11 protein-coding genes and 1 CRISPR repeat array (1 of these 12 cut by a window edge) are annotated in these 13,389 nt (G+C 51.3%); of the genes, 7 read left to right on the plus strand and 4 right to left on the minus strand.

Annotated elements, in window-relative coordinates; all coding sequences use genetic code 11:
- Window positions 1-306: a CRISPR direct-repeat array (repeat unit 30 nt; unit sequence GTTTAGTTGTATCCATATTGGTATTGAAAC) (it extends 185 nt beyond the left edge of the window).
- Window positions 307-485: 179 nt separating this feature from the next.
- Window positions 486-2,393 (minus strand): ABC-F family ATP-binding cassette domain-containing protein, encoded by a 1,908-nt coding sequence (locus tag BMW55_RS12450; RefSeq protein WP_089969712.1) that lies wholly within the window; start codon window positions 2,391-2,393, stop codon window positions 486-488.
- Between the two features lie 117 nt (window positions 2,394-2,510).
- Here BMW55_RS12450 and BMW55_RS12455 point away from each other — a divergent pair, with 117 nt between their 5' ends.
- The 3 genes from BMW55_RS12455 to tatC all read left to right on the plus strand — a co-directional run bounded on the left by BMW55_RS12455 (window position 2,511) and on the right by tatC (window position 4,713).
- Entirely contained in the window at window positions 2,511-3,089 is a 579-nt protein-coding gene (locus tag BMW55_RS12455) for a 5-formyltetrahydrofolate cyclo-ligase (RefSeq protein WP_089969714.1), read from the plus strand.
- Between the two features lie 158 nt (window positions 3,090-3,247).
- Window positions 3,248-3,937, plus strand: a complete 690-nt coding sequence (locus tag BMW55_RS12460) for a redox-sensing transcriptional repressor Rex (protein ID WP_089969717.1) — start codon at window positions 3,248-3,250, stop codon at window positions 3,935-3,937.
- A gap of 44 nt (window positions 3,938-3,981) precedes the next feature.
- A complete protein-coding gene (tatC, locus tag BMW55_RS12465) occupies window positions 3,982-4,713 on the plus strand; it encodes a twin-arginine translocase subunit TatC (RefSeq protein WP_089969719.1) in 732 nt (243 codons plus the stop codon).
- Between the two features lie 85 nt (window positions 4,714-4,798).
- On the opposite strand, the gene BMW55_RS12470 is transcribed toward tatC, so the two are convergent.
- Genes BMW55_RS12470 through BMW55_RS12480 form a run of 3 tightly spaced genes read right to left on the minus strand, consistent with a single transcriptional unit; the run spans window position 4,799 to window position 10,004 of the window.
- Window positions 4,799-5,035 (minus strand): hypothetical protein, encoded by a 237-nt coding sequence (locus tag BMW55_RS12470; protein WP_089969721.1) that lies wholly within the window; start codon window positions 5,033-5,035, stop codon window positions 4,799-4,801.
- 19 nt (window positions 5,036-5,054) lie between these two features.
- Window positions 5,055-5,303 (minus strand): hypothetical protein, encoded by a 249-nt coding sequence (locus BMW55_RS12475; protein WP_089969724.1) that lies wholly within the window; start codon window positions 5,301-5,303, stop codon window positions 5,055-5,057.
- Between the two features lie 18 nt (window positions 5,304-5,321).
- The gene (locus tag BMW55_RS12480; protein ID WP_425283860.1) at window positions 5,322-10,004 is read right to left on the minus strand and encodes a cation-translocating P-type ATPase; all 4,683 of its coding nucleotides are present in this window, start codon (window positions 10,002-10,004) and stop codon (window positions 5,322-5,324) included.
- Window positions 10,005-10,157: 153 nt separating this feature from the next.
- Here BMW55_RS12480 and BMW55_RS19595 point away from each other — a divergent pair, with 153 nt between their 5' ends.
- The 4 genes from BMW55_RS19595 to groL all read left to right on the plus strand — a co-directional run bounded on the left by BMW55_RS19595 (window position 10,158) and on the right by groL (window position 13,147).
- Complete coding sequence (locus tag BMW55_RS19595) at window positions 10,158-10,691, plus strand: hypothetical protein (RefSeq protein ID WP_211663678.1); 534 nt, start codon at window positions 10,158-10,160, stop codon at window positions 10,689-10,691.
- Complete coding sequence (locus BMW55_RS12490; protein ID WP_244527551.1) at window positions 10,684-10,959, plus strand: glycine zipper domain-containing protein; 276 nt, start codon at window positions 10,684-10,686, stop codon at window positions 10,957-10,959. Before BMW55_RS19595 ends, BMW55_RS12490 begins: the two co-directional genes overlap by 8 nt.
- A gap of 203 nt (window positions 10,960-11,162) precedes the next feature.
- Window positions 11,163-11,447: a co-chaperone GroES gene (gene groES / locus BMW55_RS12495; protein ID WP_089969727.1), complete on the plus strand. Its 285-nt coding sequence runs from the start codon at window positions 11,163-11,165 to the stop codon at window positions 11,445-11,447.
- Between the two features lie 68 nt (window positions 11,448-11,515).
- Window positions 11,516-13,147: a chaperonin GroEL gene (gene groL, locus BMW55_RS12500; protein WP_089969729.1), complete on the plus strand. Its 1,632-nt coding sequence runs from the start codon at window positions 11,516-11,518 to the stop codon at window positions 13,145-13,147.
- Window positions 13,148-13,389: the final 242 nt, after the last annotated feature.

Raw genomic sequence — 13,389 nt, forward strand, 5'->3', positions numbered from 1 at the left:
AACAAAACGGCATGGTGTAGTTGTATCCATATTGGTATTGAAACTCTAGCAGGATCAAGACAATACGTCTTCATGGTTCTCGTTTAGTTGTATCCATATTGGTATTGAAACAGGGACTGATCCAACGAAATGTATCCACCTGGAGGTTTAGTTGTATCCATATTGGTATTGAAACCAAGGCAAGGGAGCGTTTAAAGAAGCGTGACCAATGGGTTTAGTTGAATCCATATTGGTATTGAAACTTTAATCTTCCTAACTTGTATTGATAAGCTTCCGGTTTAGTTGTATCCATAATGGTATTGAAACATGAACATCTCACGCAGGGCCAAGTATGTAGAAGGTGTTATTAGTATTGAAAGATAGGTTTACAAGGCCGGTTGACGGAATTGAACGCTTTTCATAGCCCGCAAATCGATCGATCATGAACGTGAATGAATGACACAAAAAACCCAGGCAGGTGGCTTATTCCACCTGCTTGGGTTCGTTTAGGCATCGGCCAGTTCCGCCCACTGGTCGGTTTTCTCGGAGAGGGTTTGTTCCAGCTTTTCCAGCTCCTTTTGCAAGTCGGCGCTCTTCAGGGGGTCCGAGAAGATTTCGGGCTGGCACAATTCCTGCTGAATGCGGGCGATGTCTGCTTCCAGCTGTTCAATCTCCTGTTCCAGCCGTTCAATCTGTTGCTGCCGCTTCTTTTGGCGCCGCTGTTCCTCTTTTTCTTTTTGGCGACGGGCGGATTCGCTTATTGCATCCTCTTTGGGAGATGATTCGGCTTTCTGCAGCTTTTCCAGCGCTTTTTTTTCTAGATATCGTTCATAGTCGCCGGGGTAATCGCGGATTCCTTCGGGCGTGAACTCCCAGATTCGGGTGGCCAGCCGGTTGATAAAGTAACGGTCGTGCGAGACGAATAACAGGGTTCCCGGATATTCCTGCAGGGCTTCTTCCAGACGCTCTTTGCTGGGTAAATCCAGATGGTTGGTCGGCTCATCCATCAGCAGGAAGTTGGCTTGATTCAAAAGCCGTTTGGCGAGAGACAGACGCGCTTTTTCTCCCCCGCTTAAATCACTGACGCGTTTATACACATCATCCCCGCTGAACAGAAACTGTCCCAGACACGAACGAACCGTCGTTTCGTCGAGCTGGGGATGCTCATCCCACAATTCGTCGAGCACTTGTTTGTCCGGGTGCAGGTCCTTCTGCTCCTGGTCGTAATAATCCACCTCCACATTGGTTCCCCACTGGAGGGTTCCGCCGAGTGGCGGGAGCTTGCCGGCGATCGTCTTGAGCAAGGTGGATTTCCCGATTCCGTTGGGTCCGAGGAGCGCCACATGCTCCCCGCGCTCCAGGCGGAAAGAGAGGTTTTCGATCAACGCCGAGTTGTAACCGACGGCGAGCCCCTTGGCTTCCAGTACCTGTCTGCCGCTGGCCGCTTTCGTTTCGAAGCGGATCGCTGCCTTGCGGCGGCTGGTGACCGGTTTTTCAATCCGCTCCATTTTTTCCAGCGCCTTGCGCCGGCTCTGGGCCCGCTTGGTGGTAGAGGCACGGGCGATATTGCGCTGGATAAACTCCTCCATCTTTTTAATCTGCGCTTGCTGCTCTTCATACGCTTTTTGCTGCAACAGGATTCGTTCTTCTTTTTGTTTCACGTATGCGGAATAGTTTCCTACATAACGGGTCGCGCGGCCGTGTTCCAGTTCATAGACGACGTTCACCAGACGGTCGAGGAAATACCGGTCGTGGGAGACGATGAGGAGTGCCCCGCTATAGCCGGCCAGCGTTTGTTCCAGCCAGGAGATGGCGTTCATGTCCAGGTAGTTGGTCGGTTCGTCCAGAATCAGGAGGTCCGGTTCTTCCAGCAGCATTTTTGCCAGGGCGACCCGCGTTTTTTGCCCGCCGCTCAGTTCCGGGATTTTGGTGTTCTTCCAGTCGATCCCGGCGAGCCCCAGTCCGTGTAAGGCTCCGCGAATGCGGGCTTCATAGCCGTATCCGCCCTTTTCTTCAAATGATTCCTGGAGAGCGGCATATTTTTCCAGTGTTTTTTGGTATCGTTGCTCGTTGGAGAAGACGTGTTCCAGGCCCATTTCTTGTTCCAGATGGCGCAATTCCTGTTCGATCTGCTGGAGCCCGGCAAAAACGGACACGAGTTCTTCCCAGATGGTCCGGTCCGAATCGGGTCCCGACTGCTGGGCGAGATAACCGAGACGCGTTTTTTTGGAAAGTTGAATTTCTCCCGAGTCAGGCAGCAAGGTTCCGGTTATAATCTTTAACAACGTGGATTTTCCGGCTCCGTTGGGTCCGATCAGGCCCACGCGCTCCTGTTCATTCACCTGGAGATTGACCTGTTCGAGGACAACGGTTCCCCCGAATGATTTATCTATGTTGACCGCTTTGAGTAACATGTTGTTTCCACCCCATTTTCAAACCCTTTTTCCAGTGTATATGAGGAAAGTCGGAAGGGCAAACGGCAAAGCATTTGTTGTACAATAAAATCATCAAGGCAAAAAGGATGAACCGAGATGTCAGACAAAAGATCATTGCGCCAGCGTTTGCTTCAGGTGAGAAACCAATTGGCCCCCGGCTATATGAGCGAATGTTCCGAACAAATCTGCCGGACTCTGGTCCAGCTCCCGATATTTCAAGAGGCGGAGTCCATCCTGTTTTACATGCCCTTCAGAAATGAAGTTGATGTAAAACCGGCCATGAATGCTGCCTGGAAGCAGGGCAAAGAGGTGATTTTGCCCAAGGCGTATCCGGAAGACCGGTCGATGAGATGTTTTCGGGTGAAGGATTTGGCCGAGCTGAAGACCGGCGCCTACGGGATCGCCGAACCGCCGGAAGATCGGGAGAGAGAGGTGAAGCCGCGGCAGATTCCGCTGGTGATCGTGCCCGGTGTCGCGTTTGACCGGGAGGGATACCGCCTGGGATACGGGGGAGGATACTATGACCGTTTTTTCGCTGCCCAGTCCCTGAACAGCAAACGGGTCGGTGTGGCATTTCCCGAACAAATCGTGGAGACGGTATTTCCGGAGGAGCATGATCAGCGCATGGATGTGATCATAACTTCTCACGAACTCTTCACCCTCTCTTCACGATGATATAGTACAATGATATTGGGAAAAATTGAACGTACTGAAGTCAAGGCAAGAATAAAGGAAATGACTTGATGATATGGTATATTGAACTTATAATTCGGTTTTGTTCAGAATCTCACATATAAAAAATTTAAGAAGCAAGATGTAATTGGAGGTGCAAAATGCCTGACCATAAAATTCCACAAGTGACCGCCAAGCGGTTGCCCCTGTACTACCGCTATTTGGAAAAATTGCATGCGATCGGCAAGCAGCGGGTTTCTTCCGCCGATCTCAGTGACGCGCTGCAAATTGACCCTGCCACGATCCGGCGGGACTTCTCTTACCTGGGTGAGTTGGGCAAAAAGGGGTACGGATACAATGTCACCTATCTGCTCCAATTTTTGCGCGACTTTTTAAAGCAGGATGAGGTGACCAATGTGGTCCTGGTCGGGGTGGGCAATTTGGGCACTGCCTTGTTGCGCTACAACTTTTACCGGAGCCACAATACGAAGATCGTTGCCGGTTTTGATCAGGATCCCGCTAAGATCGGGACGGACGTTGACGGAATTCCGGTTTATTCGTTGGATCGCCTTCAAGAAGTGATTCAGCTCCATCACGTGGAAGTGGCCATCCTGACCGTTCCGGTTAATGCTGCCCAATCGACGGCCGATTTTTTGGTGAAAGCGGGAATTCGCGGAATTTTAAACTTCACGCCCGCCCGTCTGATCGCCCCGGCCCACGTCCGGATTCACAATATTGACCTGACAATCGAACTGCAGACATTGATCTACTTTTTGAAAAACTTTCCGGACGGGGAGGAGGAAATGGGTGAACACCCTCTTCATCTGTCCGGCACGAACGATGAATCGTAAACAAAATTGATGCCCTTTTCCGGCGTTCCAAGGAGCAATCGTTTATGAGTGACGAGAAGATGCAACCGTTGACAGACCATTTGGAAGAACTTCGCCGCCGCATTATCTGGATTCTTTTATCTTTCGTCGTATCGTTGGTCGTCAGCTTTGTTTATTCGGTGGATATTTTCAATTTGATCCGCGACAACGCTTTTCAACACTTGCCGATCAACACGCTCAATCCGGGCGATCCTTTGAAAATTTTCATGCAGATCTCGTTTATTCTCTCCTTTATCTTTACTTCACCCATCATCCTGTACCATCTCTGGCAATTTGTCCGGCCCGGGCTGAAGCGGGAAGAGCAGAAAGCGGCACTGATGTACATTCCGGCGGCGATCGGGTTGTTTCTGGCCGGACTTGCCTTTGGCTATTTTGTCATCTTTCGTTATATGATCACGTTTATGACCCATTTAAACCGGCAGATGGGAATCCAGGAGATGTACGGGGTGTACGAAGCGTTCACCTTTTTGTTCAATATTACGTTCCCGGTGGCTCTGTTTTTCGAATTGCCGGTGATCGTGCTGTTTCTGACGCGGATTCGACTGCTCACTCCCCAGTTGTTGAAGAAGGCGAGGCGTCTGGCCTATCTGGTGATCGTCATCATCGGGGCGGTCATTACACCGCCAGATGTGATTTCCAATATTCTGGTGGCCATCCCGCTGATCTTGCTTTACGAGATCAGCATCGGGATCTCAGCCTGGTTATACCGCCGGTTGGAACAGGAAGATTCCGAGTAAGTCCGGTTGTTCAGGCCGGGAACCGTTTCCGCTTTCCCCTGAAACATCCCCCGGCCCGTCTTGATCAAACCGGGCTCATCTGTGCTCACAGCCATTTCGCTATTTTTGTAAGGGGAATCCAGCCGATCATGTTGATCCGCTTTTCTTTCCCTTTTTCTTTGACATAGGAGAAAAATTGGGAGAGAAACGCTTCCCACATGGCTCCCAATCTTACTTTCTCCGATTCGTTCTTTTCCACTTGATTCAAGCTTTCGTTTACCGCAGCTGTTAAATGAAAAAATGCTTGCTTTAAATGTTGTTCAATGGATGCTTGGGATTCCATGCCAGAATTCCTCCGTGCTTTAGTCGGTATAGGTATAAGATTTTCTTTGCCAATTTTTCTGCATTCGTTCGTATTGGGCTTCGAACCAGATATCCTCCAGTTCGTGTCTGGCTTTAACAGTCATGATTTGCGCTTGTTTGAGCCATTTTTTTGCCCAGTCCGCCCCCTGTTCCATCAAGGGGCGGGCCGTTTTTTTCACGATGGGCAAAAGGGCGGGAAGGGCCACCGCCAGGGCAACCCCGATGAACCATTTTTCTGCTTGTTTCATGAATGATCCACTCCTTTTTTAAGCGGCTTCCGGCAGATTCATCGGCTGGATTGTTGAAGTGATTTCTTTCTTTTTGGTCATAAGACGGTGAATCGGTCTGGAGATCATGCTGACCGTTCCGGAGACCAGCAATATTTTCAACCAGTGGTTGGCTCCCAAGGGAACGGTATGGAAGAAGGTATTGACACCAGGGAGATAGATCGTGCTTAGCAGCGCTAATGCCGATACGCCTAAAGCTCCCACGAGGAACCGGTCTTTCATCCAGTCTCTCGCGCTTTCCGCAGAACCTTCTTGTCTCCAGGAGAATGTTTGAATCAACTGGCCGCTGACCAAGGTGGCAAAAGCGACGGTTTGCGCCATGGCCAAACTGCCTCCGGCCGCCAGGATTGCGGTGAACAGGCCCAGCGATCCGAGTCCGAGCAAACATCCCCGGATGACAACTTTGGAGTACAGTTCCCGGTCCGCGAGCTGAATGCGGTCTGTTTGTGTGGTTTTGTTGCCGGGATTGACAGCGAGGATCATGGCCGGTAAGGCATCGGTGAGCAGGTTCATCAATAAGATCTGGATCGGGATGAGCGGAAGCGGCATCCCGGCGGCCACCGAAATCCCTGTGACGATAATCTCGGCCAAGTTTCCCGTCAGCAGACACCCCAGCGCTTTGCGGATATTGGAGATGATCGTTCGGCCCTCTTTCACCCCCTGAACGATGGAGCCAAAGTGATCCTGCTCCAGAACCATATCGGCGGTTTCTTTTGTGACTTCCGTCCCGGTTTGTCCCATGGCGATTCCGATGTCGGCTTGTTTAATCGCGGGGGTATCATTGACGCCGTCACCGGTCATGGCAACTTTGTGGCCCAGCTCCTGATAGGCCCGCACGATGCGAAGTTTGTGCTCGGGAGTGACCCGCGCAAAGACGGAAATTTGTTCAATTCGCGCTTTCAATTCCTCATCCGAAAGCTGGTCCAATTCCTGGCCTGTCAACAATTCAGGCTGATGGTCGATCCCGATTTCCCTGGCGATCGCATAGGCAGTGAGCGGATGATCACCTGTAATCATGACCGGTTTGACCCCGAGCTGTTTTGCTTCACGGATGCTCTCTCCGATCCCCGCTTTTGGCGGGTCCATCATGCCAACCATTCCTACATAGACGGAGTCGTTTTCAATCCCGTCCCCGTTTCCGTCCCAATGGATGGGCCGATAGGCGAAGGCGAGTACGCGCAGGGCTTGTTTGGCGTACTCTTCATTCTGCTTTAAAATTTGCCGTTTGTGTTCTGCTGTGATCGGTACCACTTTTCCCTCTGACTGGACAAACCGGCAATTCTCCAGCACGGATTCGACGGAGCCTTTCGTGAGGACATAGCAGTTTTGCTCCTCATGCATGGATTCCGGTTTCCGGCAGACGACGCTCATTTTACCCGTCGAGGAGTCAAACGGAACCTCATGCATACGGTTCCACTGCTCCGTCTCGTCAGAAGATATGCCTGCTTTATGCGCAAAAGTGAGTAAGGCTCCTTCCGTTGGATCACCGATGACGGACCATTCCCCTTCTTGATGCAAAAGCTTGGAATTATTGCAGAGAAGAGCGATTTTCGCCAGCTGTTTCAAGTCTTCTTCATGGCCCGGGGAAACCGGGTGCTCGCTGACCAGCGTTCCTTCCGGATTATACCCTTCGCCCGTTACAGCCCACTGATGACCGAGAGTGGCTGCGGAACGCACGGTCATTTCATTTTTTGTCAAAGTCCCGGTCTTATCCGTACAGATGACCGTGGCTCTTCCCAGTGTTTCCAATGCAGACAGCCTGCGAATGAGCACGCTTTTCTTTGCCATCCGGAAAATACCGGCGCTGAGAGCGATCGTAACCGTTACGGGCAACCCTTCCGGTACGGCCGAAGCGGCAAGCGCAATGGATGTCGGGATCATTTGCATGAAGGAGTTTCCCCGCAAGAGACCGATGACGAAGATGGACAGGGTGATGGCGAGGGCTGCTTTGATAAAGGTTTTGGATATGCGGGCCACATCTTGTTGCAGGGGAGTCTGTTCTTTCTGCTTATCCCGGATCATCTCCATCAAATGTCCCATCTCTGTCCGCATGCCGGTGGACACTACGACTCCGACCGCCCGTCCCCTGCAGACATTTGTTCCTTTGTACACCATGTTGGCTCTTTCCGCCAGGGAAGAGTGGGCCGGAACGCTGTCAGTCGTCTTAGCCACAGACACAGACTCGCCGGTCAGCATTGATTTATCCACTTCGAAGTTCCAGCACTCCAGGAGACGGATATCTGCGGGCACGCGGTCTCCGGATTCCAGGCGGACCAGATCACCGGGAACCAGCTCTTTTCCGCTGATGACTTGTTCTTCGCCATTACGGATGACCTTGCATAGAGGCGCTTGATATTGGTTTAGAGCCTCTACCACTTTTTCCGCTTTTCGCTCCTGAATGGTGCCGATCGCCGCGTTTAGCATGAGCACCACGGTCATGGCCAGCCCGTGAAAAATATCACCGGAAACAAAGGCCAAAAGGGTGGTCCCCAGTAACAGCAGCGTTGTGAACTCTTTAAACTGTCCCAGATAAGCTTTCCACCATGGTTCACTCTCTGGTTGGCTCAACTGGTTGTAGCCAAACTGGTGTTGCAAAGCTTGTACTTGCTGATCTGTCAGGCCGGTCTGTTCATCCAGACAAAAATGGGCAGCCACTTCACGGGGAGGCAGTGTATACCACAGAGGTGCTTCTGCCTCCAGGCAGGTGGCGGCCGCAATTTCCGCCATGGCCTGATTCGATGGAGCAGGGTCCTCCATCGGCCGCTGGCCGTCCCGGATTCGCGATAAGAAGACCAGGGAAAGGGCGTCTGCCATCAGATTGATCATCATGGCGCTGACGCGGAATGGAAGAGCCAGGACGGTTCCCGCCACGTTGAAAAGTTTCGTTGCCTGGAACTGCCGGTCCACCTGCTCCCCGATTTTGTCGGAGATCTGCAACAACCGGGGCAACTCTTTCCATTGCTGTGCGGTAATATGCGGGAGCAAACCGGTAAGTGAAGTGGAAATGCTCCCCTCTTGCCGTATCAACAATAAAAACTCTTCCCCTTCTTCCCGCAACCGGGCCAGTTGTTTTTGTTGTTCCATGGGATTCAGGGCCAGCCATTCCGTTTGAATGCCGCAGCTTTCCAGCTCCTGTGTCTCCAAGCGCAGGCTGTTGTTGAGAACGGCGATGGTTCTCCCGGCTTGTTCCAAATTCTTTCTGAGGCTGAGGAAAGCGGATGTAGGCGGATGGTTTTCTTTGAAGATCACGCCTAAACATTGGCTTTCTGTTCCTGATTTTCTGACCAGACAATAGGCCTCGGTCCGGTTTTTTTCCATCCGTTTCAGTTTGAGCAGGAAGGGGTCGACGTTCAGCCCGTGCTTTTGCAGATAGGCCAGCTTGCCGAAGTAATACGGGACTTGATGAATGTCTCCCCGGACCCCGTCCTCATCTTCCTCCACGTGAAACGCGGTCCGCATGGTCCGGTGCGTTTGTCTGGCTTTGGCGAGTATGTTTTCCCGCCAGGGATGATGGGTTTTCGCCAATAATGAAGCAGCCAGGTTCCATACACGCTCTTCTTCCGCCTCCTCGTTGACGAGCAGCTGCAAGCCGGGAGTGGAAGGATGGAAAAGTTGAGAAGTGTCTTCAACCAGTATCGTCCGTGTCCGGGCCAATTGAGAGAGGGTTCCGTTTTCAGGCACCCATCCACCCTCGCGGACAATGTTTGTCTCTGCCTGTTTCCAGGCGGCGATCGCCGGAGTGAGAACCAGGCGTGGATTGGCTGCGAGCAATACCGCCAGGCCCCGCAACGGATCCCGGGTAACCGCCCAGGTAAGCCCGGCGATCGGAAACGCCCACTTGCCGATTTTTTCGCTGTATTGACGGATGTCCGGAGATAGATATTGTTCTTCCATTTTGGCAAGCGTCGGCTCATCGTTCTCTAACTGACTTCGTTTCCAGTGGATATATTGCAGGATGCTGAGCCCTGCCAAAACGAGTAAATTTTCCCTCATCAACCCCAAACCGATCGCGGCTGTTCCCAGGATCAGGTCAGCGTTCCACTTCCGGTGCTCGCTCAACTGATCGATGCCCCGCCGCAAAAAAGGATATCCGGTCACGACAGATAAAACGCCGGATGCAGCAAAAAGCAGGGGACTGCTCGCTACGGCAGACTTTCCGAACAGGATCTGCTTGGCGCCGAGCAAAGTGAGACCGCCTAACGTGAGCGTAAGCCCCCAGGGAATTCTGGAAGATGACTCCTGGCCCTGAGGGGGTTTCCATACTTGATGAAAGTGCTCGGGAATCTGAAACTCCGGCGGTGCGGGCTGTTCCGGAGATTCAAGAACCGGCTCCGCTTTGCCCGCGGCCACTTCCTCATAAACGGGCGAAATCGGTTGGCAAGGATGGGTTCTTTCATCACGCTCTGTTTCTTTATAATGGATAAACCATTCCTCAATCTGTTGAATAAATGTGCATATCAGACTCAGGTCCACTTGACCCGGATCATATTGAACTGCAACGCGTCCTGTGAGCGTACAGGGCTTTACCTCTTGCACTCCCGGCAGCTGAAGCAACCGGGCGGTCAAATGTTCAGCCAGGCGGTGATTCTCCTCAAGCCCGTGTACTTCCGTTCGCAGCCTTCCGGGGCAGACGCGAATGAAGCGTTCTTTATATTGCCTCAATCCGATCACCTTTTTGTATTAGGGTACAAAGGCTAGTTTGTAAGGGTTTTATTAAAAATATGTAAACGAAAATGAGCTTTTCCGTACATAAATCACCCGGTTTGGGACAGACTCGGAAATAGCGTTTGGTAACTGAATTGGAGGGCAACAGAGATGAAATTAAAGAAGATCTTGCCGACACGGTCCCCGCTTGGATGGCTGATTGCAGCTGGCGTTGTGGCGATCGCCACTTCCCCCGAAGCCAGAAAAACAATTCGCCGGCTGGCGGTCAAGGGAACGGCTGCGGTATTAGGGCTGACAGATGAAATACGGAATAAGGTCGGCGACCTGAAGATGCCGGGCCAGCAGGAAAAACATGAATTTGATTTCGGCAGCTTTGCAAGCACAGAGGTGAAACATCCTGAACAAAAACATCCGAACGCTGTAAACGGAGAACCAACAGAGACGGAAAAGCCCGCAATCAAACACAAATCGACTTTTCACCGGACGGCCGGCTGGAGATCGAACAAAACAGGCCGGATGAACCATTTCAAAAGGAAGAATCAAACTGGAAAGAAGACCAAAGTTAAGGGGGAGTTTCGTGATGAAAGAAATGATCCGAGGGGGCTCTTTCTGGGCGGGTGTTCTCACAGGGGCCGTTACCCAACTATCAGACACGGTTGCTTTTCTCAAGGGGAAGTTGAATAAAAAGGAGTATGCGGTACAAACAACGGAAAATGTATCGAGTGCCCTGGGAGTGATGGCTGGGATTGAATACGGAGCCCTGCTGGGGTCATCCGTGCTGCCCGGCGTGGGTACCGCGGTTGGATCAGTGATCGGGGGGTTAGTCGGAGACCGGTTCGGCCGGTATGTGGGGAAGCAAACCGGACATCTGGTGTGTAATCAACAAATCATTAAAGTAAAGGCCGAGAAGGTTTCTGTCACCAACCATATGGAATGCTGTGAGGGGCGCTGAAAAAAGTCCGGCCCCCAGCCATGAAAAGCGTTTTCCGTCCGGTGAAAACGTTTTTTTTATTTGGCTTCAAGTTGCCTTTAATTTTTTTTGCCCATAGTCTTGCAAATTGAGTCAGAGATGAATATCATAATAATTGGTGTTAGCACTCGATGACACTGAGTGCTAATAATGAAATTATCCACCTCATGAAGGAGGGTATTCCCATGATCAAACCGTTAGGTGATCGTGTTGTTTTGGAAGCAGTTGAAAAAGAAGAAAAAACAGCAAGCGGGATCGTTCTTCCGGAAACGGCAAAAGAAAAGCCGCAAGAAGGACGCATCGTAGCTGTTGGTTCCGGTCGTTTGGATGAAAAAGGCAACCGGGTTCCTCTGGAAGTAAAAGTAGGGGATCGGGTCATTTTCTCCAAATATGCCGGTACCGAAGTGAAATACGACGAAAAAGAATACCTCATTCTCCGTGAAAGCGACATTCTCGCTGTCGTTGAATAATTGAAAACGGATCGTTCAGATGGGGACTTAAATATTAAACCCTACATAAGGAAAGGGGAAGGAAGAAGATGGCGAAAGAAATTATGTTCAGCGAAGACGCTCGTCGCGCGATGCTGCGTGGTGTAGATGCGCTTGCAAACGCTGTAAAGGTAACCCTTGGCCCGAAAGGCCGCAATGTGGTACTCGAAAGAAAATTCGGTTCTCCGCTGATTACCAATGACGGTGTAACCATCGCAAAAGAAATCGAACTGGAAGACGCATTTGAAAACATGGGTGCGCAACTCGTCAAAGAAGTTGCCACCAAAACCAACGATGTAGCCGGTGACGGTACGACCACTGCGACCGTTCTTGCACAGGCGATCATCCGTGAAGGTTTGAAAAACGTAGCGGCCGGCGCGAATCCGATGGTTTTGCGCAAAGGGATTGAAAAAGCCGTAAATGCCGCAGTCAGTGAAATCAAAAAGATCGCCCAAACCATCGAAGGCAAAGAAAACATCGCCCAAGTCGCAGCGATCTCCGCTAACGATGAAGACACCGGCCAATTGATCGCTGAAGCTATGGAAAAAGTAGGCAAAGACGGCGTAATCACCGTTGAAGAATCCAAAGGGTTCACCACCGAACTGGAAGTCGTTGAAGGTATGCAGTTTGACCGCGGGTACATCTCCCCGTACATGATCACGGACACCGACAAAATGGAAGCTGTTCTCGATGAGCCGTACATCTTGATCACGGACAAGAAAATCAGCAACATCCAAGAAATCCTGCCGCTCCTTGAAAAAGTGGTTCAACAAGGCAAACAGCTCCTCATCATCGCAGAAGATGTTGAAGGTGAGGCTCTCGCTACCCTCGTTGTAAACAAACTGCGCGGAACCTTCACCGCTGTTGCCGTGAAAGCTCCGGGCTTCGGTGACCGTCGTAAAGCCATGCTTCAAGACATCGCCATCCTCACCGGAGGTCAAGTCATCACGGAAGAACTGGGCCTCGATCTCAAAACCACCGGTCTCGACGCACTTGGCCGCGCACGTCAAGTACGCGTGAAAAAAGAAGACACCATCATCGTGGACGGTTATGGTGAACCGGCAGAAATCAAAGCCCGCGTCAACCAAATCCGTCAACAGCTCGAAGAAACCACTTCCGAATTCGACAAAGAAAAACTGCAAGAGCGCCTCGCTAAACTGGCTGGCGGCGTAGCTGTCATCAAAGTAGGTGCGGCAACCGAAACCGAATTGAAAGAGAAAAAATTGCGCATTGAAGATGCTCTCAACGCTACCCGTGCGGCTGTGGAAGAAGGAATCGTATCCGGTGGCGGTACCGCTCTCGTCAATGTGATCCGCGCTGTGGAAGACCTCGAAGCTTCCTTGCCGGTAGGAGACGAAAAAACCGGTGTTGCCATCATCAAACGCGCTCTCGAAGAGCCGGTACGTCAAATCGCTGCCAACGCCGGTCTCGAAGGCTCCGTCATCGTTGATCGCCTGAAAAAAGAAGAAGTCGGCATCGGCTTCAATGCCCTCACCGGTGAATGGGTAAACATGATCCAAGCCGGTATCGTTGACCCGGCTAAAGTAACCCGCTCCGCTCTGCAAAACGCCGCTTCCGTTGCAGCAATGGTTCTCACCACTGAAGCTGTTGTTGCCGACAAACCGGAAGAAAACAAAGGCGGCGCCAATCCGGACATGGGCGGAATGGGCGGTATGATGTAATTCCGGCCAAGAGTGGGCCCGAAAACTCCTGTGGGATGATTCCCATGGGAGTTTTTTTATATCCGGAATCGCGATCGTTGATCATGATGAAATCTCCATGCCGGCCATGTGTATGGAATACCGATTCATGTAAAATAACATGTATACAGAAATAACCGGGAATCCATCTTTTGTTGTCGTTATTTACGGGACCGGTCATGCTTTTAACCGGAACCGATCTATGGGAGTGAAAACTATGGCTT

The organism is Lihuaxuella thermophila, assembly GCF_900110165.1.
GTDB lineage: Bacteria > Bacillota > Bacilli > Thermoactinomycetales > Thermoactinomycetaceae > Lihuaxuella > Lihuaxuella thermophila.